This window comes from Paenibacillus sp. 2RAB27 (assembly GCF_052115445.1).
Taxonomy (GTDB): domain Bacteria; phylum Bacillota; class Bacilli; order Paenibacillales; family NBRC-103111; genus Paenibacillus_E.
The window spans coordinates 120,800-145,569 of sequence record NZ_JBFRGR010000014.1 but is presented as its reverse complement, the minus strand read 5'-3'; the positions used below and the strand labels follow the sequence as shown (position 1 = coordinate 145,569).

20 protein-coding genes and 1 other annotated feature are annotated in these 24,770 nt (G+C 46.7%); of the genes, 17 read left to right on the top strand and 3 right to left on the bottom strand.

Annotated elements, in window-relative coordinates; translation table 11 throughout:
- The first annotated feature begins 6 nt into the window (after positions 1-6).
- From hemC to hemG, 6 genes are all read left to right on the top strand, one after another.
- Positions 7-948, top strand: coding sequence for a hydroxymethylbilane synthase (hemC, locus tag AB4114_RS19750; protein ID WP_441990006.1), 942 nt, complete (start codon positions 7-9; stop codon positions 946-948).
- Positions 948-2,498 carry a uroporphyrinogen-III C-methyltransferase gene (gene cobA / locus AB4114_RS19745; protein WP_441990005.1) on the top strand — a complete coding sequence of 517 codons (1,551 nt, stop codon included), beginning with the start codon at positions 948-950 and terminating at the stop codon, positions 2,496-2,498. The genes hemC and cobA overlap by 1 nt, the downstream gene beginning before the upstream one ends.
- Positions 2,495-3,487: a porphobilinogen synthase gene (gene hemB, locus AB4114_RS19740; RefSeq protein ID WP_441990004.1), complete on the top strand. Its 993-nt coding sequence runs from the start codon at positions 2,495-2,497 to the stop codon at positions 3,485-3,487. Before cobA ends, hemB begins: the two co-directional genes overlap by 4 nt.
- Positions 3,488-3,645: 158 nt before the next feature.
- A complete protein-coding gene (hemE, locus tag AB4114_RS19735; protein WP_441990003.1) occupies positions 3,646-4,710 on the top strand; it encodes a uroporphyrinogen decarboxylase in 1,065 nt (354 codons plus the stop codon).
- A gap of 1 nt (position 4,711) precedes the next feature.
- The gene (hemH, locus tag AB4114_RS19730; RefSeq protein WP_171630403.1) at positions 4,712-5,659 is read left to right on the top strand and encodes a ferrochelatase; all 948 of its coding nucleotides are present in this window, start codon (positions 4,712-4,714) and stop codon (positions 5,657-5,659) included.
- Positions 5,656-7,095 carry a protoporphyrinogen oxidase gene (hemG, locus tag AB4114_RS19725; RefSeq protein WP_441990002.1) on the top strand — a complete coding sequence of 480 codons (1,440 nt, stop codon included), beginning with the start codon at positions 5,656-5,658 and terminating at the stop codon, positions 7,093-7,095. The genes hemH and hemG overlap by 4 nt, the downstream gene beginning before the upstream one ends.
- A gap of 2 nt (positions 7,096-7,097) precedes the next feature.
- Here the strand turns inward: hemG and AB4114_RS19720 are convergent, their stop codons facing one another.
- Positions 7,098-7,757: a Crp/Fnr family transcriptional regulator gene (locus AB4114_RS19720; protein WP_171630401.1), complete on the bottom strand. Its 660-nt coding sequence runs from the start codon at positions 7,755-7,757 to the stop codon at positions 7,098-7,100.
- 81 nt (positions 7,758-7,838) lie between these two features.
- Here AB4114_RS19720 and hemL point away from each other — a divergent pair, with 81 nt between their 5' ends.
- Positions 7,839-9,137 (top strand): glutamate-1-semialdehyde 2,1-aminomutase, encoded by a 1,299-nt coding sequence (gene hemL, locus AB4114_RS19715; protein ID WP_171630400.1) that lies wholly within the window; start codon positions 7,839-7,841, stop codon positions 9,135-9,137.
- Between the two features lie 491 nt (positions 9,138-9,628).
- Here the strand turns inward: hemL and AB4114_RS19710 are convergent, their stop codons facing one another.
- Positions 9,629-11,125, bottom strand: a complete 1,497-nt coding sequence (locus tag AB4114_RS19710; RefSeq protein ID WP_441990001.1) for a phosphodiester glycosidase family protein — start codon at positions 11,123-11,125, stop codon at positions 9,629-9,631.
- Between the two features lie 264 nt (positions 11,126-11,389).
- On the opposite strand from AB4114_RS19710, the gene AB4114_RS19705 reads away from it, so the two are divergent.
- The 6 genes from AB4114_RS19705 to AB4114_RS19680 all read left to right on the top strand — a co-directional run bounded on the left by AB4114_RS19705 (position 11,390) and on the right by AB4114_RS19680 (position 21,016).
- Complete coding sequence (locus tag AB4114_RS19705) at positions 11,390-12,277, top strand: RluA family pseudouridine synthase (RefSeq protein WP_441990000.1); 888 nt, start codon at positions 11,390-11,392, stop codon at positions 12,275-12,277.
- A 116-nt stretch (positions 12,278-12,393) separates the two neighbouring features.
- Positions 12,394-13,491, top strand: a complete 1,098-nt coding sequence (locus tag AB4114_RS19700) for a LysM peptidoglycan-binding domain-containing protein (RefSeq protein WP_441989999.1) — start codon at positions 12,394-12,396, stop codon at positions 13,489-13,491.
- A gap of 187 nt (positions 13,492-13,678) precedes the next feature.
- Positions 13,679-13,938 (top strand) — a binding site (T-box leader).
- 55 nt (positions 13,939-13,993) lie between these two features.
- Positions 13,994-16,654: a valine--tRNA ligase gene (locus tag AB4114_RS19695; protein WP_441989998.1), complete on the top strand. Its 2,661-nt coding sequence runs from the start codon at positions 13,994-13,996 to the stop codon at positions 16,652-16,654.
- Between the two features lie 70 nt (positions 16,655-16,724).
- Entirely contained in the window at positions 16,725-18,098 is a 1,374-nt protein-coding gene (locus AB4114_RS19690) for a bifunctional folylpolyglutamate synthase/dihydrofolate synthase (RefSeq protein WP_441989997.1), read from the top strand.
- Positions 18,099-18,105: 7 nt separating this feature from the next.
- Positions 18,106-19,494 (top strand): UDP-N-acetylmuramate--L-alanine ligase, encoded by a 1,389-nt coding sequence (murC, locus tag AB4114_RS19685; protein WP_441989996.1) that lies wholly within the window; start codon positions 18,106-18,108, stop codon positions 19,492-19,494.
- A gap of 163 nt (positions 19,495-19,657) precedes the next feature.
- The gene (locus tag AB4114_RS19680; RefSeq protein ID WP_441989995.1) at positions 19,658-21,016 is read left to right on the top strand and encodes a hypothetical protein; all 1,359 of its coding nucleotides are present in this window, start codon (positions 19,658-19,660) and stop codon (positions 21,014-21,016) included.
- A gap of 54 nt (positions 21,017-21,070) precedes the next feature.
- On the opposite strand, the gene AB4114_RS19675 is transcribed toward AB4114_RS19680, so the two are convergent.
- Positions 21,071-22,306 (bottom strand): N-acetylmuramoyl-L-alanine amidase, encoded by a 1,236-nt coding sequence (locus AB4114_RS19675; RefSeq protein ID WP_441989994.1) that lies wholly within the window; start codon positions 22,304-22,306, stop codon positions 21,071-21,073.
- A gap of 164 nt (positions 22,307-22,470) precedes the next feature.
- Between AB4114_RS19675 and AB4114_RS19670 the strand changes: the two genes are divergently transcribed.
- The 4 genes from AB4114_RS19670 to radC all read left to right on the top strand — a co-directional run bounded on the left by AB4114_RS19670 (position 22,471) and on the right by radC (position 24,740).
- Positions 22,471-22,713, top strand: a complete 243-nt coding sequence (locus tag AB4114_RS19670; RefSeq protein ID WP_441989993.1) for a DUF4321 domain-containing protein — start codon at positions 22,471-22,473, stop codon at positions 22,711-22,713.
- A 53-nt stretch (positions 22,714-22,766) separates the two neighbouring features.
- Entirely contained in the window at positions 22,767-23,369 is a 603-nt protein-coding gene (locus AB4114_RS19665; protein WP_441989992.1) for a Maf family protein, read from the top strand.
- 121 nt (positions 23,370-23,490) lie between these two features.
- Complete coding sequence (locus AB4114_RS19660) at positions 23,491-23,940, top strand: RrF2 family transcriptional regulator (protein WP_171630391.1); 450 nt, start codon at positions 23,491-23,493, stop codon at positions 23,938-23,940.
- 110 nt (positions 23,941-24,050) lie between these two features.
- Positions 24,051-24,740: a RadC family protein gene (gene radC / locus AB4114_RS19655; protein WP_441989991.1), complete on the top strand. Its 690-nt coding sequence runs from the start codon at positions 24,051-24,053 to the stop codon at positions 24,738-24,740.
- The last annotated feature ends 30 nt before the right edge of the window (positions 24,741-24,770 follow it).

Here is a 24,770-nt window from a genome sequence, read left to right as displayed (position 1 = left end):
GACGAAATGAAAACGATAATAGTAGGAACAAGACAAAGTGCGTTGGCACTGACGCAAACGGGACAAGCCGTGGAACTGTTGAAACAGCTTGCGAAAGAGCATGGTATCGAATGTCAATTTGAAATTAAAAAAATTGTAACGAAGGGCGATCGGATTCTGGACGTCACGTTATCCAAAGTTGGAGGCAAGGGACTGTTCGTGAAGGAAATCGAACAAGCGCTGACGGACGGGGAGATTGATATCGCCGTTCATAGCATGAAGGATATGCCTTTCGAGCTGCCCGAAGGTCTCGTTGTAGGCGCGATTCCTAAGCGTGAAGACCCGCGCGATGCGCTGATCACGCGTGGTGGCCGATCATTGGACGAGCTGCCGCAGGGCGCGCTTGTCGGCACAAGCTCGCTGCGCCGGGCTAGCCAGCTGCAGCATCACCGCCCGGACCTCCGGATCGAGTCGATCCGGGGCAATATTGATTCGAGGCTGCGCAAGCTCGAAGAAGAGAACTTCGATGCGATTATGCTTGCCGCCGCGGGTCTTCACCGGATCGGCTGGCAAGATCGCATCAGTAGCTACTTGCCGCCGGAGCTATGCCTCCCTGCCGTAGGGCAGGGAGCGCTGTGCATCGAGTGCCGCGGCAACGACGCTTTCGTGCTGGACTTGCTGGGCAAGTTCCAGCATGAGCCAACGGCGCTCGCGGTGCGAGCGGAGCGTGCTTTCCTCGGCAGACTCAACGGAGGCTGCCAGGTGCCGCTCGGCGCATACGCGAGCGTCGAGAACAGCAGCGGAGACGTTCCGCTGCTGACCTTGACCGGCATGGTCGGGACGCCGGACGGCGTGACCATGCTGAAGGAAACGGCTTCCGGGAATGATCCGGAAGCGTTGGGTGCCTTAGTCGCAGAGCAGCTCATCGCACAAGGAGCCGAGAAGATTTTAGCTGAGGTCAGGGAGTGATGACTGTGAACAAAGGAAGAGTTTTTCTTGTTGGAGCGGGTCCTGGAGATCCTAAGCTCATCTCGGTTCGCGGGATGGAAGCGATCCAAAGAGCTGATGTCATCGTATATGATCGACTGGCGAATCCACGCTTATTGAAGCATCGTAGACCAGAAGCAGAACTCATCTTTGTTGGCAAGCTGCCGGATAAACATATATTAAAGCAAGAAGAAATTAATCAGTTGCTTGTGGATTTGGCTTTACAAGGGCATGTGGTAACACGCTTAAAAGGTGGAGATCCGAGTGTATTCGGTCGCGTTGGTGAAGAAGCCGAGCTGCTGGTGGATAACGGGATAACGTATGACATTATCCCAGGAATCACCTCTTCGATTGCTGTTCCAGCTTATGCGGGTATTCCTGTCACACATCGCGATTTCACGTCGTCCGTTGCTATTGTAACGGGCCATGAGTATCCGAATAAAACGTATTCCAGCTTAAACTGGGAGCATCTGGCCAAAGCCATTGGCACGATGGTGTTCCTCATGGGCGTTGCCAATTTAGAGCAAATATGCCGTGAGTTAATTCGTTGTGGGAAGCCGCCAGAAATGCCTGTTGCCTTAGTGCGATGGGGAACTTGGGCGGATCAAGCGACGATTACTGGTACACTTGCAGATATCACAGAAAAAGTAAGAGAAGCGAACTTCAAATCTCCAGCCGTCATTATCGTAGGTGAGGTAGTTAAGCTTCGTGAGAAGCTGGCTTGGATGGAGAAGAAGCCGCTGTTTGGCAAGCGAGTACTTGTCACGAGAGCTCGGAGTCAAGCGAGTGAACTTGTGGATCTGATCGATGATTTGGGTGGAGAACCCGTCGAATTCCCTGTCATTCGTTTGCAGCCGCCAAGTCGCCAAGAAGCTAGGCAAGCATTGGATAATGCACTAGAGAGACTGCAGGAGTTTGACTGGATTGTGCTAACGAGTGCAAATGGTGTTGAATTCTTCTTCCGCAGATTGCGTGAGTTAGGCATTGATGTTCGCAGAATGGGGAACGCACGGATTGCTGCAGTAGGTCCTAAGACCGCTGAGGCGCTCGCTGAGCGTGGTATCATTGCAGACGTCCTACCGGCTAAGTATCATGGGGAAGGTATCCTAGATGCCATTCAAGGGGATTTGAACGCAGGTCAGAAAGTATTGCTGCCGACAGCAGACTTAGCACGTGATTATTTACCGTCGAAATTGACGGAACTCGGCCTCGAAGTCACCGAAGTGGATGTGTACGAGAATGTACTGACCACCGATGACGGAGAAGAGATTATTCATCTTTTGCAGAATCAAAGCATTCATATCATCACTTTTACAAGCTCATCGACCGTTACGAATTTACTCGAAGCGCTCAAGCAACTTGGTGTGGAAGATCCGATATCGCTGCTGCAAGGCGTAGAGATTGCAGTTATTGGTCCCAAAACAGCAGAAACTGTCTTACAAGCAGGACTGTCGATTACATTTACGGCTGAAGAAGCAACAGTGGCTTCTTTGGTACAAAGCATGATTCAAGGAGGCGGAAATCCATCATGAGTTTTCCAATCGTTCGTAACCGCCGCTTACGCGGAAATGCAGCCATTCGTAATCTTGTACGTGAGAATCAAGTGACAGTGAACGATGTCGTTCAACCGATCTTTGTTACGCATGGTACAAATGTAAAGTCAGAAATTGCCTCGATGCCTGGTGTGTATCATTTCTCACTCGATCGTGTGAAAGAGGAAATCGATGAAATCACGCAATTGGGCATCCAAGCGATTCTCTTGTTCGGTGTACCTGATTATAAAGATGCAACCGGAACATCCGCATTTATGGATGACGGTATCGTACAGCAAGCAACGCGTTTTATTAAAGAGCTCAACCCTAACTTACTGATTATCGCAGATACGTGCTTATGCCAATTTACCGATACAGGTCATTGCGGCGTTATTCATCACCATCCGATTACAGGGCAAGCAGATGTCGCGAATGATCCTTCTCTCGAGCTACTCGTTCGTACAGCTGTATCGCAAGCCAAAGCAGGTGCTGATATTATTGCCCCTTCCAATATGATGGATGGTTATGTGCAAGCCATTCGCGCTGGACTTGATGAAGCTGGTTATGAGAACACACCGATCATGGCGTACTCCGTTAAATATGCTTCGGCCTACTACGGTCCGTTTCGTGATGCTGCGCATTCCACACCGCAATTCGGTGATCGGAAAACGTATCAAATGGATCCCGCTAACGGTCGTGAAGCCCTTCGTGAAGCGTCAAGCGACGTCATCGAGGGAGCAGATTTCTTAATGGTGAAGCCAGCGCTCGCTTACATGGACATTATCCGCATGCTGAAGGATAACTTCGACTTGCCCGTTGTCGCTTATAATGTGAGTGCAGAGTACGCCATGGTGAAAGCTGCTGCACAGCAAGGTTGGGTGAATGAAGAAGCGATTGTGATGGAAACGATGATGGGCTTCAAACGTGCAGGAGCAGATATTATCTTGACATATTTCGCCAAAGATATTGCTCGCTACTTGCAAAAGTAAGGAGATCATGAACCATTTGTCCTCTGTGATGTATAACGGAGTTCGGTGGTTCTTTTTGTCATACTTTTGTCGCAATAGATAAGCTTACGTTGGTTGTGAGAGGGGTATAATTAGGGCATAATGGATGAGAATAGATGGAAACAAGAGGAAGGTGCCTCATGAGTTATAACGATAATTTTATTAAAGCATGCCGGAAAGAAAAAGTTGATACACTGCCTGTGTGGTATATGCGTCAAGCCGGTCGCTACGACCCGGACTACCGTAAGATCAAGGAAAAGTACTCCTTGCTTGAAATTTGTCAGCAACCAGAGTTAGCTGCTGAAGTAACGATGATGCCGATCAAAAAGCTTGGCGTAGATGCCGCGATTTTGTACTCGGATATTATGAACCCAGTGGCTTCGTTGGGTGTTGATTTTGATATTGTGAAAGATATCGGTCCCGTGATACATACGCCGGTTCGTACGGCACAAGATGTTGAACGACTTCGTCCAATTGATGTGGAGAAGGACTTGTCCCACATTCTTCAAACGATTCGTATTTTAGATAAAGAGTTAGAKGTTCCGTTGATTTCGTTCGCGGGTGCGCCATTTACGATCGCCAGCTATTTGATTGAGGGCAGACCCTCCAAGAGCTATATTCGTACAAAGCAAATGATGTATTCTGAACCAGCAGTCTGGTTCGCCTTGATGGATAAGCTTGGGGATATGGTTATCACGTATCTTCGCGCGCATATCGCCAATGGGGCAAAAGCTGTTCAAGTATTCGATAGCTGGGTGGGGGCTCTCTCTCCAGCCGATTTCGACGTCTATGTACGTCCTACGATGATGCGGATTTTCAAAGAGCTATCGGACTTGAAAGAACCGAAAATTTATTTCCCTGGCGTTAGCTCAGGTGAATTGCTGCCGTATCTGACAACGATTCAAGCTGATGTGATTGGTTTGGATTGGCGTGTACCGATTAATGTTGGGCGTGAACGACTACAGAATCGATACGCGGTGCAAGGGAACTTAGATCCGTATATTCTAACAGCGCCGATGAGTGTGATTGAAGCGCAAGCGAAAGCCATTATGGATGAAGGGATGAAGCAGCCAGGTTTTATTTTCAACCTAGGACATGGCTTATTCCCAGAAGCATCGCTTGAGAAATTGAAGGAATTAACGATGTTTGTTCATACGTATTCGCATTCCGTTTTAACTCAGCAAGCTGGAAAGAGTGGTGTTTAACATGACCAAAACGCGCATTGGCGTCTTAGTGATGTCGTACGGTACGCCGGAAAGTTTAGATCAAGTTGAAGCGTACTATACGCATATCCGTCGTGGTCATCCGCCGACCCCTGAGCAATTGCATGAATTAACGACGCGTTATGAGGCTATTGTCGGTGGCTTCTTCCCGCTGCGTGAAAATACGAATAAACAAGTAAAGGGACTCGAAGCTACGCTTCGTCAAGAGCATCCTGAGCTTGAATTTGTCTGCTATCAAGGCCTAAAGCACGCTCAGCCGTATGTAGAAGATGGTGTAGAGCAAATGGTTAAAGACGGCATCACAGAGGCTGTAGGGGTCGTTCTAGCGCCTCACTACTCGACGATGAGTGTCGGTGGCTATGTGAAGAGAGCGAAGGATAAGGCAGAAGCGCTAGGACTTAACATAACTTTCGTTCTGGATTATCACCTCCATGGGAAGCTGCTTGATGCTTTGCAAACACGTGTAGAGAAAGCTTTGGGGAAATTTGCTGAAGCGGATCGGGATAACGTGAGAGTCATCTTTACAGCGCATAGCTTGCCGGAGAAAATTCTGGAAATGAAGGATCCGTATCCGGATCAATTGTTGGCTACATCCAAAGCGCTTGCTGAGCGGGTTGGTCTTACGAATTGGCAGTTTGGTTGGCAAAGTGCTGGTCAGACTGCCATGCCTTGGTTAGGTCCAGACATTATGGATGTCATGCGTACGATTAAGCAAGAAGAAGGCGTGGATAAGATACTCCTCTGTCCAATCGGTTTCGTTTCTGATCATTTAGAAGTTCTTTATGATATTGATATCGAAGCACAAGGGTTGGCGAAAGAGCTAGGCGTTCACTTGGAACGTACAGAGTCGCTCAACACGGATCCGCTATATATGGAAACCTTAAGTGATGTTGTTTACAAGAAATGGCAAGAGGCAGCGAGTTCGAAATGAGTAATAAAGTGCCTCATTATATGATTATAGGCGGCGGGATCACGGGGCTGAGCGCTGCTTTTTATTTGAAAAAACAGTTAGAGACCGACGGGGGAGATTCCCCCTTTCGCATTTCTGTCGTCGAGAAATCACCATCATTTGGCGGGAAAATTCATACGATTGAGCGTGACGGCTTTGTGATTGAAAAGGGGCCTGATTCCTTCCTAGCTCGTAAACGTCCCATAATTGATTTAGCTTATGATTTAGGAATGGAAAACGAGCTGACAGGTACGAATCCGAAAGCTAAGAAAACGTACATCGTTCGTGGGAGAAAGCTGCATCGCATGCCGCCTGGCCTGGTTCTGGGAATTCCGACTCAAATGACACCATTTATGAAGACAGGCCTTATTTCACCACTCGGCAAGCTTCGCGCTGCGATGGACTTGATCAAGCCGAAGCGGGACGTCACCACAGATGAGTCGCTTGGACATTTTCTAGAGCGTCGACTTGGTAAGGAAGTACTTGAGCGCATTGTTGAGCCGCTGCTCGCAGGGATTTACGCCGGGGATACGTATAAGCTGAGCTTGAAGTCCACCTTCCCGCAGTTTCGAGCTATGGAGCAGAAGAACCGCAGTTTAATTCTCGGGATGATGGCGAGCCGCAAAAATGTGTCTGAGGAAAGCGCGCATTTGCCTGAGGCTGTTCGCAATTCAGTCTTTGTAACGTTTAAGCGAGGGCTGCAATCGCTAGTTAATGGTTTAGTAGATGCGTTATCTACTGTGGATTTACGTGCTGGAGTTGGTGTTGAGTCCGTGCGTCGTGTAGAGGATGGACAAACAGAAGTTGTCTTTGAGGACGGTCAGCGTGAAATCGTTGACGGTGTCATTGTGACGACGCCAACGTATCAAGCGGCGAGGCTGCTTTCGGAGCTGCCAGCGGCAAGCAAGCTAGCAAAGATTGCTTATATATCGGTAGCCAATGTGATTATGGCGTTCGATCGTAAAGATATTCCTTTTGAACTGGATGCCTCCGGTTTCCTTGTTCCTAAGCATGAGGGCTATACCATTACAGCGTGTACGTTAACCTCAGCGAAGTGGCTGCATGCGGCACCAGAAGGCAAGGTGCTGCTTCGTTGTTATATTGGTCGTTCTGGTGAGCAGGAATGGCCAGCATGGTCTGATGAGCAATTAATTAGTAAAGCACGACATGATATAGGTGATCTGCTGGGGATTACAGCTGAACCTGGTTTTGTTGAAGTGACGAGGTTGATGCATTCCATGCCGCAATACCCTGTTGGCCATTTAGAGGAGATCGCGGATTTCAAAAAAGAGCTGACTGCGGCCATGCCGCGCGTACTGGTCACGGGGGCAGGGTTTCACGGCGTCGGACTACCCGATTGTATACGGCAAGGGAAAGAAGCTGCCAATCAACTTGCCAGTCTTGTTCTAAGACAATAGCATTAACGGAGCTTGGTCAACTCCAAAGTGAATTCACTGGCAGAGATGGTCAGGATTTTCTTCTCTTCGAGATCACGAATGACTTGCATGAGCGTTGCTTTCTGAACACCAGCCAGCTGAGAAATTTCATCAAAGTTAAGAACAAGCTTAATGACGATTGTGGTGCCTTTACGCAGGCCATGCGAGTTCGCCATTTTGATCAAACTTTTGATGACTCGTGTTCTTGCATCTACGAACGTTAAATCATAAACTTGTTGATTCGTATCGCGTAGACGGTTACTGAGTTCTTGCATGATGCCTAAGCTAATGTCAAAATGATTACGAAGCAGATCAAGGAAGCTTTGCCCGGTTATCGTTAGGAGTGTGGATTCTTCTAAGGTTTGAGCTGAAGCAGAACGTGGTTTGCCATCTATGAGAGAAAGCTCTCCGAAGCTTTCGCTGCTTTTGCAGATCGACAGTATTTTTTCCTCACCTGACTGGCTTGTTGTGTAGATTTTAACGGAACCGCTTAGTACCATATAGAAGACAGAGCCGATTTCTTTTTCTTGAAATAAAATCGTGCCTGGTTTATAAGTACGTCTTGTACAAATTTCAATAAGGGCGTCTAATTGATGCTCGCCCAGTTGGGCAAATAAAGGAACTTTCTTGATAAGCTCTAGCATAGGTTGTACCGCCTTTATAGGTAGTTAATGGTAGGATATGACCTCATTTTATCACAAGATCAAGTCATTGGGGGCTAAATTATGGTAAATTCGAGCAGAATCGACAAACTGTCAGCGGCTGCTTTCCAAGAATCAAGAAAGCTGATTCCTGGCGGAGTGAACAGTCCAGTTCGTGCTTTTAAATCGGTGGGCTTAACACCGTTATTCATGGAGAGTGGATCCGGCTCGCGAGTGACGGATATTGATGGGAATACGTTTATTGATTATGTTGGTTCATGGGGACCACTTATCGTGGGACATGCACATCCGAAGGTATTGGAAGCGATTCAGGCTACAGCTATAAAAGGTACAAGCTTTGGTGCTCCAACGTTGCTTGAAACGGAGATGGCGAAGCTTGTTATTGAACGCGTACCGTCCATTGATATGGTTCGCATGGTCAATTCGGGGACGGAAGCTACCATGAGTGCGTTGCGCCTAGCTCGTGGATTTACGAAGCGCGACAAGATCGTGAAATTCGAAGGAAGCTATCATGGACATGCGGATGCTTTGTTGATCAAGGCTGGGTCTGGGGTTGCTACACTTGGATTACCAGATAGTCCTGGAGTACCTAGCAGCGTCGCGTCTAACACAATTACTGTGCCTTATAATGATTTGGATTCCGTAAAGCTTGTTTTTGAAAAGTTCGGAGAAGAAATTGCCGCGCTTATCGTAGAACCCATTGCAGGGAATATGGGGGTTGTTCCTCCAGCAGCTGGCTTCCTGCAAGGTCTTCGTGACATTACTAAGCAGTATGGCTCCTTGTTGATTTTTGATGAGGTTATGACCGGTTTCCGCGTGCATAAGAACTGTGCACAAGGTTTATACGGTGTAACACCTGATTTAACTTGTTTAGGTAAAGTTATTGGCGGCGGGCTTCCTGTAGGTGCTTATGGCGGCCGCTTAGACATCATGGAGCAGATTGCTCCTGCGGGTCCGATTTACCAAGCAGGTACGTTATCAGGCAACCCACTTGCCATGGCAGCTGGTTTTGCAACGTTGTCCTTACTAGGAGAGCCGAATGTTTATGAGGAGCTGGAACGCAAGTCAGCTAGACTAGAAGCAGGCTTTGCTGCGAATGCGGCTGAATTCGGCATTGCCAGCACGATCAATCGTGTAGGCTCCATGGTTTGCCCGTTTTTCACGGAGATAGCAGTCACCAACTACGACACAGCCAAAACATCCGACCTTGGCCGATTTAATGCCTACTTCGGTAACTTGCTGGATTTAGGTGTTTCCGTTGCACCATCGCAGTTTGAGGGTATGTTTGTGTCTACGGTGCATTCTGATTCGGATATTGAAACGACGATCGAGGCTCATCGCGAAGCCTTGAAACGATTATAATGAAAAGGGCAGCCCTCCGTAGAATGTTCTACGTGAGGGCTGTCCCTTTGTTTGAGGTCGTGTGCTCCAGGCGAATAGATGGATTTTGTACAGTTAAATTTTTGAATTTTCCGAGCAAACTTAGTTTAGATGGATAACCCACAGTTAATTTTATCCATTTTTCCCGAACGGAACAAAAGAGGCCGTTTTACCTACATGTTTTACAGTTAAATCCAAATTTCAAGGAAATATCTCGAAAATAGCTGTATATTTTCCAGTTAGCACAATTGTGCGCCTCGGTATGGATGCGGGGATAAGAGTCGCAGAAATGGGAGCGCACATGGGACTAAGAAAAAGGGGATGCGGACAAGGACAAGGACAAGAAGACGGACACGCCGCGGCTCGAACGATGTTGGTGACGTTGGGTGCCGCGATCGAATGCACCCGCAAAAAAACCAGCTAGCATCCGCAAAATCGGATGCTAACTGGTTTTTTAACCATGATAGAATGTATTAGTTAGGTTTAATTGTTGGAGATGTTGATGTTGAAGCGTTAGGTGAAGTTTCCGCTCCATTCGTTGCTGGTTTCGGAGTAGCACTCGGTGTAGGAGACGGTGTTGTTGATGTTGTTGTCGTTGGCTTCGTACTACCCGTGTTACCACCTGTATTATTCCCACTACTTGGCGTTGGCGTAGCTGTAGGAGTTGGAGTTGGGTTGCCTGTATTTGTTGGTGTAGGGCTAGTTGTATTCGTTGGTGTTCCAGTTGACGACTTATCCGTCGAATTCGGCTTCGTTGAGTCGGTACTTGAAGGTGAAGATGACCCTCCAGCTTTGATTGATTCAGCTGTGCTTTCTGGTTTAACAGATGGTGTAGGTGTTGCTTTCGGCGTTGGTGTAGGTAATTTACCTTGCGCCTTCAGTTCTGCTTGTTCTTTCAAGAATTCAGGGTGAGTTGAAGCACCGCCTGCATCAATCGTCGTTAAGCCAGCCCAAATGTTCTTCACTTCGACTTTCTCAGGATGATCGAATACTAAGAAAGCTGAAGGTAAGCGACGTTCGCCATAACGGCTGGATGGTTTGGTAATGAGTGCATTATTATAAACCATTTCAGAAGATGCTCCGCCATCAAGGAATCCAGCGTTGATGACATCGTCTTCTAAGAAAAGATCCTGAACTTCTTTCAGTGTAGCACCAACACTTGACGTTTGACGGCCGTCAATGACGATAAAGATAACCGTACCGTCTGCTTTTTGTCCAACAGCTGTACGCGGCGCACGTCCCCATCCGCCATCACCGCTTGTAATTAGCGGTTTACCGTTCGCGATAACTCGCGGATAGAAGGAAACGGCTTCAGAGACGCCGAGTTTCAGTAATTCGTTAATTGTATATTTACCGATAATGAGTGTGCCTTCATTCGTGAAACCGACAATTTGTTGCGGGTTGCTTCCTTCTTGGTCGGTATAAAGAATTTCACCACCGGACATAATAGCACCGATTGGGGCAAATCCGTTTCCAAGACCGTCAGGATCATTGAAGCCACCGCCATTGACACCGGCAACAGCACCTGTACGTTGAACCATGGCTGTAATTCGTTCACCTTCACCTTGTTTGGAAGGAACGACAACACGGATTGAACGTGGATCATATACATACATTCGCTTACCCTTCCAAAGGGTGCCTGAAATATCTTCTACTTTGACGAGACTCTCAATTGGGCGGTTTGTATTAAACTGAACAGCCTCAATATCTTGTTTCTCGATGGAGTTAACTTCCGTTAAATTCTGCATCTCAAGCACCATTTGATCACGACGCTGCGCGCCTACGAAGATCCAAGCCCAGTCGCGGTGCTGTGTTGTTATGACGGTTTTGGCCAAATACTCACGAATGAATGTCCCTGGCGGGGTTAGAAATAGAAAGCTAGAACTTAGAAATGCACATACTGCTATAACGAGTAAAGTCCGCTTCAACCAACTATAATTCCGAAAATGATTTGCAATTGAACTACCCAAGGTAAACCTCTCCTGCTCTATTAATAAATTGATAGAAAATGTCGAAAAAAAACAATACAAAATAATAGTATCATATTTTTGCATGCAAATGGTAATGGTAATTGTTAAAATAAAGTGTACTTAATCCCTCTTTCTTAAGGAGCTCGTTCTATTTATGAAACGTTATTACTTTTTTGATTTCCCAATCGACCTTATGGCGATTGTTTTTGTATTTCTACTCATTCTGCTAGCAATCTTTCTATCATTTCGTAAAGGCATGAAATCATGATTACTTGGTCGCGCAATGGAGAATGGTTGGAGTTACCGCTTCCGAATGAGCAATGGAAACCGCTCAAACCGGGCGCTGTTGAAGAATTAGCGGCGTATCTCCCGGTACCTCGCAAATATTTCCTGCGATTAGCTTCCCGGGGGCTTATTCGCATAGACAATAATACGATTCGACTTAAGGTTTTTCCACAGGAAAAGGCGGCGTTTAAACCGGAATCTTACCCATTAGACGTTTTATTTGAAGATGAGTTCACTCTTGTTGTGAATAAACCAGCTGGAAAGTCTGTCCATCCAGCTGAAGCCGGACAAGGAGGAACACTTGCTAATGCGGTAGCTCATTATTATGAAGCGACAGGGCAAGCATGCGGCGTTCGGCATATTCATCGTCTAGATCAAGATACGACGGGCGTTGTACTTTATGCCAAAAATGAATGGGCACATGTCCTGTTAGATGAAGCCATGCGAGAAAAACAAATCGATAGACGTTATATTGCGCTAGCTCATGGGATTTTCAAAGAAAAGGAAGGATGGATTGATGAACCGATCGGCAAGGATCGTCATCAGCCAGGGAAGCGAAGAGTGGCTCCCAATGGGGATCAGGCACTTACACATTACCGTGTCGTTCAGCAAATGAAAGCTGGTGCACTCGTTGAAGTGGAGTTGGAAACCGGCAGAACACATCAAATTCGAGTCCATCTCAGCCATTTAGGACATCCACTTATCGGAGATATCTTATATGGAGGTTCTTCACGATCGTTTCATCGACAAGCCCTTCACGGCGAAAGGCTGATATTCAAGCATCCGATTACGCAAAATGAGGTCGTTGTGCACGCACCTTATCCACTAGATTTCAAGACTTTGCTGGATCAAATGTCTTTAAGTTAAAAATATAGTCATGCCTGGCCTCATCCACCCATATACTTTTAGAGACAATCAAGTATATCACCCAACAATTCGGAGCCGCTTTATGTTTCGAATTAACGGAAGGGAGGATTCATTCGGTGTCTGAACAACAACCAKGGTTACGCTTTGATATTTATGAACGTGTGCATTTGCAGGAGAATTTGGCGGCTATACAAGAATTGAATGAGGTAGAATTGCTTCCGCATATTCAAGTAATAACGCTGGATGATCAAGCGATCTTAAAGGGGAATCTACTACTTACAGGCAACTACTTCAGTGAAGAGGGCGGCAGTCCTCGCACACTTGAGCATTTGATTCCTGTCGAAATTACGCTGCCCTTGAATCGTATTCATCGTGTAGAAGATATTCAGGTGGAGATCGAGAATTTTGATATCGACCTTTTATCGGCACGAAGTCTTAATGTAACTGGTGTACTATCTTTGCAAGGTGTAGAAATGGTATCTGTGCCGCAAGAAAGCTGGCGAGAGGAAGAAGAGGTTACGTTTGTCCATCAAATTGAGTACCCACGCTCTGAGCCCGTCATGCCTTACGTATCAGAACCTGTACCTACACCAGCACCGTATGTTCAAGAACCACAGGTTCAACCAGTTCCAGAAGTTCAACAAGTTATTGAACCACCACCAGAACCTGTTCTTCCTACACCTATACCTACGCCAACCCCAACGTTGATAGCAGCTGCACCAGAACCAACTGTCGTTGCGGCTCAGCCGGAATCCTTTTCGGGGGACGACACGATTGGTGTGGAATTTGAACAAATCGAGCTGAAAGTGACCCCGCATGCGGATAGTACCGTCGTTACAGAGGAAAAAAAGGAACTGAAAGTTGCCTTTGGCAAGAAGGCAACTGACGCCGTGGAGGTTAACCCATATGGCATCAAATCGCTATTATCTAAGGCAGGCACGTATCTTTCCGACAAGCGGCTTGCGGAAGCTGAGGCGCAAGCGGCTCTTGAGGCGGAATCGCGGATAGATGCGGTAGAGTGGCGGCGATTATTCCTTCAGAGCAGATCGGAGTCACAAGAGTTCAGGAAGCTCAAACTATGTATCGTTCAGAAGGACGACACCTTAGAATCCATCGCGAAGCGCTATCAACTGACCACGCGTGAGCTTCAATTGATGAATCGTCTAGGTGATCAGGATATTGTTGTGGGGCAAGTTATTTATTTACCCAAATAAATAATGTTACATAGGCAAGAGCTTCTGGCTGCTGATAGCGGCTGGGGGCTCTTTATGTTTATCCTAGTATAAATTCCAACTTTCCGCCCAATACTAGAAAATAATCCTTATAATAGGCGTCGAAATTATTGACTATGTGTCGATAATTCGATATCATATAGTGTAACTCATTTTCAAACCAACATATGGAATTGCAAAGATAGGGAGTAGTAGTCGGAACGCCCTTCAGAGAGTGGAACTGCAGCGCTGAGAGGTTCCTCAGGAAACATCCGATCGAAGTCGCCCTGGAGCAGTAAATGTGAGTGCAATCGCCGAGTTTCATTTCTCGCCTGCATTAGCATTTTCCGGTCGCAGCCGTTATCTGTTTAAGTGTCATGTTATTTGCTATTGGGGCAAGTCGCATGAAATGAAGGTGGTACCACGGAAGCTATACCTTTCGTCCTTTTTGGGGCGAAAGGTTTTTTTGTGTTTATAACAACTAGCCAGATATGGAGGTACTTTTATGACCGAAACGAAATTACAAACGGAAATGCCTACCACGTACGACCCGAAAGAAGCGGAGCGTAAATGGTACGACTACTGGATTAAAAATGAATTCTTCAAAGCAGGCAACCGTCCAGATGCGGAAACCTACACGATTGTGATACCGCCTCCGAATGTAACGGGTATGCTGCACATCGGGCATGCACTTGATTTCACACTGCAAGATATTCTTATTCGTACGAAGCGGATGCAGGGCTTTGACACATTGTGGCTGCCTGGTTCTGACCATGCTGGTATTGCAACACAAACGCGTGTAGAGCAGAAGCTTCGCGAACAAGGACAAACACGTTATGATCTTGGGCGGGAGAAATTCTTGGAGAAAGTCTGGGAGTGGAAAGAATTATACGCGGATACGATTCGTGAGCAATGGGCCAAAATGGGCTTCTCTCTCGATTATTCACGTGAACGCTTCACTTTGGATGAAGGACTTTCGCAAGCAGTTCGTGAAGTTTTCGTAAGCTTGTTTGAAAAAGGTCTCATTTATCGCGGCAACTATATTATTAACTGGGATCCAGCGGCACGCACAGCGCTTTCGGATATTGAAGTGGAATACAAAGAAGTACAAGGTGCCCTGTACCATTTGAAATATGAAACAACAGACGGATCAGGTTCGATCGTTGTTGCAACAACGCGTCCTGAGACGATGCTGGGAGACACAGCGGTTGCTGTTCATCCGAAGGATGAGCGCTATAAGCACCTCATTGGGAAGTCTTTGCTGCTGCCGATTGTAAACCGTGAAATTCCGATTATTGCAGACGATTATGTTGAAAAAGAATTCGGAAGCGGCGCGGTGAAAATTACGCCTGCGCATGATCCGAACGATTTCGAAGTAGGAAAGCGTCACAATTTGCCGCAAATTTTGGTTATGGACGAAACGGGAACGATGAACGCGAATGCCGGCCCATACCAGGGGCAAGACCGTTTTGAGTGCCGTAAGCAAATCATAGCTGATTTGAAAGAGCAAGGTGTTCTGATCAAAATTGAAGAGCACGTTCATCAAGTTGGACATAGTGAGCGCAGTGGTGCCGTAATTGAGCCTTACTTGTCTACCCAATGGTTCGTGAAAATGCAGCCGCTCGCGGATCAAGCGATTGAAGCGCAAAAATCAGGCAAGGGTGTTAATTTTGTACCCGATCGTTTCGAGAAAACGTATTTGAACTGGATTGAAAATGTGCGTGACTGGTGTATTTCCCGTCAACTTTGGTGGGGTCACCGGATTCCTGCTTGGCACTGTGCGGATTGCGGTCAAATCACGGTAGCTCGTGAGGATGCTACTGCTTGCTCCCATTGTCAAAGTACGAATCTTAACCAAGATAACGATGTACTGGATACATGGTTCAGCTCGGCGCTATGGCCTTTCTCCACTTTAGGGTGGCCGAATGATTCCGAGGATATGAAGCGTTTCTATCCGACGAGTGTCCTAGTTACTGGTTACGATATCATTTACTTCTGGGTCGCGCGGATGATTTTCCAAGGACTCGAATTTACGGATCAAATTCCATTTAAAGATGTGCTTATGCATGGCCTTGTTCGTGATTCCGAAGGACGTAAAATGTCCAAATCACTCGGAAACGGCGTTGATCCGTTGGAAGTAATCGAGAAATACGGCGCAGATGCCATGCGCTATATGATTTCTACGAGCAGCACGCCGGGTCAAGATTTGCGCTTCCGTTGGGAGCGGGTTGAGCAAGCTCGTAATTTTGCCAATAAGATTTGGAACGCATCCCGTTTTGCTTTGATGAATTTGGAAGGCGTAAACGCAGCAGATATTGATTTGACAGGCCCATTAGGGACAGCAGATCGTTGGATTTTGCATCGTTTGAATGAGACCGTTCGTGATGTGACTCGTCTAATTGATAGCTATGAGTTCGGCGAAACCGGCCGTCTACTCTATAACTTCATCTGGGATGATCTCTGTGACTGGTACATTGAGTTCAGTAAACTGAGCTTATATGGGACGGATGCGGCGGCGAAAAAGCAGACTCAATCGGTTCTAGCTTATGTATTAGATCAAACGCAACGTTTGATTCACCCGTTCATGCCATTTATTTCTGAGGAAATTTGGCAGCACTTGCCGCATGTTGGGGACACGATTACACTCGCGGCTTGGCCGACTGAGAATGCCGCTTTCGAAGCGCCGGATGCGATTCGGGAGATGGAGCTTTTGATGGAAGCGATTCGTTCCGTTCGTAATATCCGTGCGGAAGTGAATGTGCCGATGAGTAAGAAAGTCGAGCTCTTGATCAAACCAGCTAGTGCGGAGACACAGGACATTCTCAGCAAAAATGAAGAATACCTGAAACGCTTCTGTAACACGTCCCTGCTTGAAATTGACCTTACAATGACAGCGCCTGACAAAGCAATGACGTCGATTATTACTGGGGCTGAGCTTTACTTGCCATTAGCGGGCTTGATCGATATCACACAAGAGCTTGCGCGCTTGGACAAAGAACTTCAATCCTTGCATGGTGAAGTTGAGCGCATTGAGAAGAAGCTGGGTAATGAAGGTTTTGTAGCCAAGGCGCCAGCGAAAGTCATCGAAGAAGAGAAAGCCAAGCTTGCTGATTATGCAGACAAACGGGACAAAGTAATCGCTCGATTAGCGGAGTTAAAGGCTTAAGGAACGTAAATTATACGATTGCCTAGGTTCGTCTACATGGTGAATCATATAGTAAAAGAGGATGAGAACAATGGATGAAATCAAGAACACTGCGGGTGAATTCCAATCCGCACAGGAAGCCATTGATTGGATCGTTGGACGGATGGAGAAGCTCGGCATGAAGCCGGGCCTCCAACGTATGCATCTACTCATGGAGAAGTTGGGCAACCCCGAACGCAGGCTGAAGTTCATTCATGTGGCCGGAACGAATGGCAAGGGCTCAACATGCGCTTACCTTGCTTCCGTGCTTCAAGCGTGCGGCTATGATGTGGGCTCGTTTACGTCGCCTTACTTGGTGAGGTATACGAACCGTATACAAGTCAATGGCGCCGATATTGAGGATGATGTACTGCTTCGCTTAGTAAATGAGATGAAGCCAATTGTGGATGAGATTGCAGCCACAGAGGTAGGTCCGCCAACCATGTTTGAGATTTCAACGGCACTGGCGATTCTATACTTTGGGAAAGTGGCGTATCCCGATTATGTAGTATGGGAAACCGGACTCGGGGGAAGGCTGGATAGCACGAATATCGTGAATCCAATTGTTACCGTGATTACGAATGTCGGTCATGATCACATGGATATCCTGGGGGATACCCTAGAACTCGTAGCTGCTGAAAAAGCGGGCATCATTAAAGCAGGAGTTCCCGTTATTACAGCGGTGGAGCCTGCGACGATTTGGAGCGTTATCGATCAAACGGCGAAGGCGAAGAAAGCGACACTGTATTCGCTAGGCGATCAATTTAACTTGACCGAAGTGAACAGTGAGCTAGACCATCAAAGCTTTCAGTTTAACGGACCATTTCGACCTATTCGGAATCTGTCGATTACATTGAATGGTGAACACCAATTGAAGAATGCTGCCGTAGCGGTTATGACACTGGAGGTTCTTCGTCAATATTACGCCACTATCGTGGAGGACGTAGATTTGCAGAAAGGGCTTGTAGGAACCAAATGGCCGGGTAGATTGGAAATGGTTTCACAGGAGCCGCGCATCCTTATTGATGGGGCTCATAACCCTGAGGGGGCTGCGACGCTAGCTGCAGCACTTCAGAATGTGTATAGCTACAAGAAGCTTCATATGATGATTGGAATGCTAGCTACGAAGAATCATACAGGCTACTTAAGGCATATACTACCATTGGTGGATACGCTCATTATTACAGAAGCAAATTTTCATAAAAAAGGGGATGCTTCCCTGCTCGCCGACATCGCAAGTGGTCTTCTTCGAGAGATGAATCTAGAGGTTGACATTGTTGTTGAACGTGATTGGAAGCAGGCTCTAACCTTATTAACAAATAGAACTGAGCAGGATGATCTGGCGGTCGTATCCGGCACGCTGTATTTAATCTCTGATGTTCGTTCTTGGATAACCTATCAAACCGATTCTGAAAAAGGATGGTGAGAACGGCGTGAGTCAAGCAGAACACGTACATTTTATAGGAATCGGCGGATACGGCATGAGTGCCATTGCCAAAGTCATGCTCGAGATGGGATACCGTGTCTCAGGGTCAGATATTGCTCAACAAGAATTAACTGAGAAATTGAAAGCCAAAGGCGCTCAAGTCTTTATCGGTCATCAGGCGGCGAATGTATCAGGTGCTGATCTTGTTGTATATTCAACCGCAATAGCCAAAGACGATGTAGAATTGAAAGCAGCAGAGCAACTAAACATTCCCATTATTCATCGTTCACAAATGCTGGGCAGACTGATGAATGAGCGTAAAGGGATTGCTGTTGCAGGCGCCCACGGGAAAACAACAACGTCCTCCATGATTGCTTTGGTAATGGAGATTTGCGGCACGGATCCAACGTATATTATCGGTGGAGAAATTATGAACGTTGGCAGCAATGCCAAAGCAGGGAAAGGAGAGTATGTGGTTGCGGAGGCCGATGAGAGCGATGGCACCTTCCTGCAATATCACCCAACCCTTGCGTTAGTGAACAATATCGAAGCCGACCATTTGGAGAATTACAATGGTGATTTCGAGAACTTGAAGAAGGCATACAAACAATTCTTGAGCCAAGTAAGACCTGGCGGAAAAGCGATTGTATGTCAGGATGATGAGTTCCTGCGCGAAATGATACCGGAAATTCAAAGTCAAGTGATTACGTACGGGATTGAGACGAAAGCGGATTATATCGCACGTGACATCTTACTAGGTGATCGCAAGGTAACCTTTTCGGTAGAATGTAACGGTTCATCACTTGGCCAAGTCAGCCTGTCCGTGCCTGGTAAACATAATGTATACAATGCACTTGCGACAGTGATTACTTGCTTGGAAGCAGGACTATCTTTCGAGAGTATTGCGGAAGCAATTCAAGAGTTTCGTGGAGCTAAGCGTAGATTCCAAGTACTCGGAGAAGTTGAAAATATCTTGGTCATTGATGATTACGCGCATCATCCTACGGAAATTCAAGCAACGATTTCTGCTGCGAAAGCAACGAAAAAGCGTATTGTCGCCGTGTTCCAACCGCAACGCTATACGCGAACTTACTATTTGTTCGAGCAGTTTAGCCGCTCCTTCCTAGAAGCGGATGAAGTAATCATTACGGATATTTATTCACCGGCAGGCGAACAACGGATTGAAGGTGTAGACTCTGTTAAACTAGTTGAGTTGATACGCAGCAACAGCAATCCGAATGTGCAGCACATTGCCACACGTGAAGAAGTACTGACGTATTTGATAGACCATGTTCAACCTGGTGACCTCGTTCTCACCATGGGTGCAGGAGACATCTGGAAGGCTGCGGATGGGTTAGCTAAATCACTGCGCAAGAAATACGAATCACATACCTAGAGAGAAGATCGCTTGAGCCAATAGGCTGGAGGCGGTCTTTTTTTCTTGAATAAATCATAATATGGTTCTCTCTCTCATACTCTAGTAACAGAAGATTGGGACAAGATGATACGGCATTGTACCCGTTTCGGGCCATATATATGATGAGGAGTGAGGGATGAGAATGAACAAAGGTAGAATTACATATCGCTTCGACCCCAAAGAAGGAGCAGAATCCACACGCAGAGCAGCCAGGGTGCATGAACAAGAAGAGAACGTCATACCGCTCTATCAAGAAGAGTATAAAGTGATAGAACCGAAGATAGATCGCAGCCCGAAGGAAGTAACGCCATATGACCAAGCAGAAAGAGAGCAAGTAGAATCATTATTTGAACCGCATGCACTGAATACGTTCACCACTGATTTTGGGAGCTGGCATAGCCAGATTGAATCCGAAGGAGAGCGTGTAGAACGCATCATTCGGGAAACCCAAATATCTCGAGAACAGCTAAATGCGCCAATTCCAACAACGGTCATTCGGCAGGAGAGGGAGCCTGATCCTGCGTCTGCGCCTGCGCCTGCGGACAATCGAGAGGAATGGTCCAATTGGACATCCAAGGAGCCTTACCGGGATCCGGGGACTGGAACTCGTTATGCGAAGTCATCCGGAGCGCCGTGGATTCGCATAGCAACATCTGTGGCGGGTGCAGTGGTAACGGGAATCGCATTCGGTTTCTTCGTGCTCTCCATGTTCTCCTCGGATCGAGATACGAGCACGAGTATAGCCACATCGAATCCTACTAAAATTACAGTGCCATCGCCTAATACACAATCTTCTGCCTCCACGACCAAAACACAAACGGGTACAGGGGATGCAGCTCTCCCAGCAACAACAGCAGCTGTCACAGCTGTGCAAATTCCTGCTAAATCGTATACCTTCTTGCAAAATGGGGTGTTCAGTTCACTTCAAGGCGCTCAGGCTGTTCAGGATTCGCTCAATAAAAAGGGTCTTGCTTCCGCATTGGATAATTCCGATAAACTTACTGTGTTTGTAGGCTTTGCAAAGACGAAGGACGACGCCATTGCCTTGAGACAAGGCGTGCAGGCTGCAGATAAAACGATCGAGGTTTTTATGAAAAATGTGGATTTCCCAGCGGTAACGGGTATTCGTTGGTCTGGCTCAAAAGCCGAGTCCCTGCCCAATTATATTGCTGAGGGCGACAAGCTTGTCGCTGCAATGAGTGGACTCACACTTGTCCATTTGGTGGAGACGAAGCCCACAGCACTTACGGATGTCTCCTTACAGTCGATTCGTACTTCACATCAGGCGCTAATCACGCTCGGTACAGGACTGACTAACGGAGCGGGTGAGGATGTTAAGCCATTGCTGACGAAGATGACAAGTGCGATTAATAGTGCCGTTCAATCGATGGAAGAATACAAGAAAACGCCATCTCAGGCCTTGATGTGGCAAGCGCAGTCAGCCTTGATGCAGTACATTATTGCTCAGAAAAATCTCCTTAAGACGATTAGTGTAGTATAAGGAGAAAGCCGTGTACCCTGAACTCTACGGAGCCCGGGATACACGGCTTTCTTGTTATTTCGTGATGTAACGATCGAGCAGGGCGGCAATCTCAGCCCTTGTCATCGTTTGATCAGGCTTAAAGGAAGTGTCCGATATGCCATTAATGATGCCTTTATCCTTYAAATTTAGAATGGCTAAAGCGCTCCACATGGACTTCGGTACATCATCGAATGCGGCTGTATACGTTGGTTGTGCAGTTGGTGATGTCATTTGTAGAAGCTGATTGAATAAATAAGCAACTTCCCCGCGTGTAATCGCCTGATTAGGTCGAATCGTCCCATCGGCATACCCTTGTAGTAAGTTTAATTTGGCAGCTTTGGCAAAAACGGCGCTTGCCCAATGAGAAGTCGATAAATCCGAATAGCTTTTCGATCCGTCAGACCCGCAGCCATAAACATTGGAAGTTACACTTCCGTTCGTGCTGCAGACAGCTGGCAGCTTGCTGAACGTAAATACGCGATCCATCAGTGTGAGGAACTCCGCTCGCGTGAGCGCACGGTCTGGTTCGTAATTGTTGCCGACACCTTCGACAATGCCTTTATTCTTCATACGAAGAACAGCAGCTTTGGACCAGTGCACAAGCACGTCGGTAAAAAGAGGCGGTTCATAGCTGCTAATCCCTTTGGCAATGCCGAGTGCCATCTTAGAACGCATAGAGCTGCTAGCAAGTAGGGCTGCATCACTAGTATTCGTGAGAAAAGCCGTCTCTACTAGAATACTCGGAATCGTTCCCATTCGGGCGACGTAGACAGCGCTTGGAGTCAGCCCTAAGTCTTTGGTACCGGATTGCGCGAGTAAGGCATCTTGCACATGCTGTGCTAAATCTTTACTGTAAGGCGTTAATTGCGTCATCGCACTGCTTGCTGGGTAATCTTCTTGTGGGTACGCATTATCATAATAGAGCACCATGGTTCCGTTAGCGTTGCTGTTCGCATGTGCGTTGGCATGAATGGATACGAATAAGTCAGCTTGCTGCTCATTCGTAAAGGCAACCCTTTGAGCGAGTGATAAGAAGGTGTCGTTGGCGCGTGTCATGACGACCTCGTAACCGCGTTCAAGAAGGGCTTGTCGCACCTTTAATGTGATGTCCAGATTGACATCTGTTTCACGGAGTCCACCAACACCGATTGCGCCAGGATCACTTCCCCCATGCCCAGGATCAAGTACGACCTTGTAAGCGAAGGCTTGGTAAGGGAATGCAATCGTGAGCAGTAAAGTGAACAGAATCAGTCTTTTGAGTAGAGTCATAGTTGAAATTACCTCCGGTAACTATAATACTAGGATTGGACTAGGCTGTAAGCAGGTAAGAATCACCATTGATTAATTCAACTGCCGGTCGCTTATTTTGCATGGAAAAAAGAGGGGATTGCCCGTATAATAGTGCTTGTACATACTTGGAGAGGATGACAGGAATGAAGAAAAGCACATTTACACTGATCATTTTTTTAATCGTCGGGTTAATTACTGGGATTATTATCGGCCAGCTGCTGGCGTCCGTTCCTGCTCTCGCATTTTTAACCAAATCAGTTCAAATTTCTTGGGAACCTAAAGCAGATTTACAAGTTGTGAAATATGAATTCCACCTTTTGGTGAAGCTAAACCTATGCAGCATTATTGGATTAGTAGGAGCTTATCTCCTATATCGGAAACTTTAGTGAGTTTTTGAACGTTTAAGCAGTGGGATTATTATTAATAGGAGTTGTTGAGCGTGCAAACCAAAGAACATCAAAGACTAATTCTTGCTTCATCGTCGCCGCGGAGGCAGGAGCTTATCCAATCTTTCGGATTACCCTATATTATTCGTGTGAGTGACGCGGATGAGACCGTCGAACAAAAAATAACGCCAGCGGAGCTCGTTGAGCTGCTTTCTTTACGCAAAGCGGGGGCAGTCAGAGAGATGCTAGGAGTTCAAGATCAGCATGGAATTATCATTGGATCTGACACAGTTGTTGTGTATAACGAGGAAATTCTAGGCAAACCAGCCGATGAGCAAGATGCTTTCCGCATGCTCAAAGGTCTGCAAGGGAATGTGCACCAGGTTTACAGTGGTGTTGCCTGTGTGGATGCAGCAACGGGTCAACAAGTAGTCTCGCATAGCGTGACTCACGTACGGATGAAGCCGATGACAGATGAACAAATTTTGCGTTATATTGCTACTGGGGAACCCAAAGATAAAGCCGGGTCTTACGCCATTCAAGGCATAGGGGCAACGATTATCAGCGGGATCGAGGGGGATTATTTCACGGTTGTGGGACTTCCACTTTCCTTGTTGAGTGATTTGCTGCTGACGTTCGATATTCAAGTTCTGTAGTGACATTTCCAAGCCTATCCATTCTAGTCCAAAATAGGGTAATTAGATTGACTGAGCAATCTGTAACGGTTACAATAACAGTAAGCGACATGACTTCGCATTCTTCTGGGAGGTATCTGCCATGAACAGCGAATTTACAATTGCCGTCCACAGCCTTGTTCTGTTAGCTCACTTACCTGATCATATGGCAACTAGTGAAGAAATTGCTGCTAATGTATCAACGCATTCTGCCCGTATTCGTAAAGTTATGGGCTTTCTTCGAAAAGCAGGGTATGTGTCAACGAAGGAAGGCATCGGTGGCGGTTTTATACTGAGTTGCAAGCCTGAGGAAGTCACACTTGGGGAGATTTACCGATTGACATGTCAAGGTACTTTGAAGCCGAGCTGGTGCTCTGGTGATGAGTCCAAGCCTTGTATGATATCATCCAAAATGGATAAATTGATGGGTAAAGTTTTCAACGATGCTGAGAAGCAAATGGAACATTACTTTGAAGGTCATACAATTGGCAGTATGCTAGAACAAATAAGGGCATTTGAATGCCCGAAATCGAATACTGAATCTTTATCCTAGAAGCCCTCGGATCTCACAATCCGGGGGTTTTATGTTGTTTTTAGGGCTTGTACCCGCATGCATGGGATAGCAATAAGTAACATAACCTACATTACGGAAGAGGGGAAAACATGGAAAGTTCAAGCTTGATGCTGCGAGAAGTTCCGATCGAAGAGAGACCGCGGGAACGAATGCTTCAACTGGGGGMGGGGGCGCTCAGTCATGCGGAACTGCTTGCAATCTTATTACGGACAGGAACGGTAGCGGAATCTGCCATTCATTTGGCAAGCCGGATCTTAAGTGAAAGCGGGGGGCTGCGCAGTCTTGTAGATATGAGCAAGGATCAATTAACGCAGATCAAGGGGATTGGCGATGCCAAGGCTCTTCAAATTCTTGCGGGTATTGAGCTAGGACGCAGGCTAGCCAAAAGCTCATATGAGGAGCGGATAACGATTCGTTCGCCCAAAGATATCGCCAATTTAATGAGCGAGGATCTTCGCTATTTGCAGAAAGAGCACTTTGTTTGCTTGTTCCTAAATACTAAGAATCATGTTATTGCACAAGAGACCTTATCTATGGGCAGCTTGAACGCGTCGATTGTCCATCCTAGGGAAGTTTTTCGTGCAGCGATTAAACGAAGCAGTGCCTCGATCATTTGTGTACATAACCATCCGAGTGGAGATCCTACCCCAAGTCCGGAAGATATTAGTCTGACAGGTCGATTAGTAGAAGCTGGAGCAATAATTGGTATTGAAGTGTTGGATCATGTTATCATTGGAGATCAGAGATTTATAAGTTTGAAGGAACAAGGCTTTATGTAATATAATAGAACACGCTACAGGAAAGGAGCC

What these genes read in the sequence shown, in the direction of transcription:
- hemC (WP_441990006.1), top strand. Translation starts at nt 7, where the DNA reads ATGAAAACGATAATAGTAGGAACAAGACAAAGTGCGTTGGCACTGACG.
- cobA (WP_441990005.1), top strand. Translation starts at nt 948, where the DNA reads ATGACTGTGAACAAAGGAAGAGTTTTTCTTGTTGGAGCGGGTCCTGGA.
- hemB (WP_441990004.1), top strand. Translation starts at nt 2,495, where the DNA reads ATGAGTTTTCCAATCGTTCGTAACCGCCGCTTACGCGGAAATGCAGCC.
- hemH (WP_171630403.1), top strand. Translation starts at nt 4,712, where the DNA reads ATGACCAAAACGCGCATTGGCGTCTTAGTGATGTCGTACGGTACGCCG.
- hemG (WP_441990002.1), top strand. Translation starts at nt 5,656, where the DNA reads ATGAGTAATAAAGTGCCTCATTATATGATTATAGGCGGCGGGATCACG.
- AB4114_RS19720 (WP_171630401.1), bottom strand. Translation starts at nt 7,757, where the DNA reads ATGCTAGAGCTTATCAAGAAAGTTCCTTTATTTGCCCAACTGGGCGAG.
- hemL (WP_171630400.1), top strand. Translation starts at nt 7,839, where the DNA reads ATGGTAAATTCGAGCAGAATCGACAAACTGTCAGCGGCTGCTTTCCAA.
- AB4114_RS19705 (WP_441990000.1), top strand. Translation starts at nt 11,390, where the DNA reads ATGATTACTTGGTCGCGCAATGGAGAATGGTTGGAGTTACCGCTTCCG.
- AB4114_RS19695 (WP_441989998.1), top strand. Translation starts at nt 13,994, where the DNA reads ATGACCGAAACGAAATTACAAACGGAAATGCCTACCACGTACGACCCG.
- AB4114_RS19690 (WP_441989997.1), top strand. Translation starts at nt 16,725, where the DNA reads ATGGATGAAATCAAGAACACTGCGGGTGAATTCCAATCCGCACAGGAA.
- AB4114_RS19680 (WP_441989995.1), top strand. Translation starts at nt 19,658, where the DNA reads ATGAACAAAGGTAGAATTACATATCGCTTCGACCCCAAAGAAGGAGCA.
- AB4114_RS19670 (WP_441989993.1), top strand. Translation starts at nt 22,471, where the DNA reads ATGAAGAAAAGCACATTTACACTGATCATTTTTTTAATCGTCGGGTTA.
- AB4114_RS19660 (WP_171630391.1), top strand. Translation starts at nt 23,491, where the DNA reads ATGAACAGCGAATTTACAATTGCCGTCCACAGCCTTGTTCTGTTAGCT.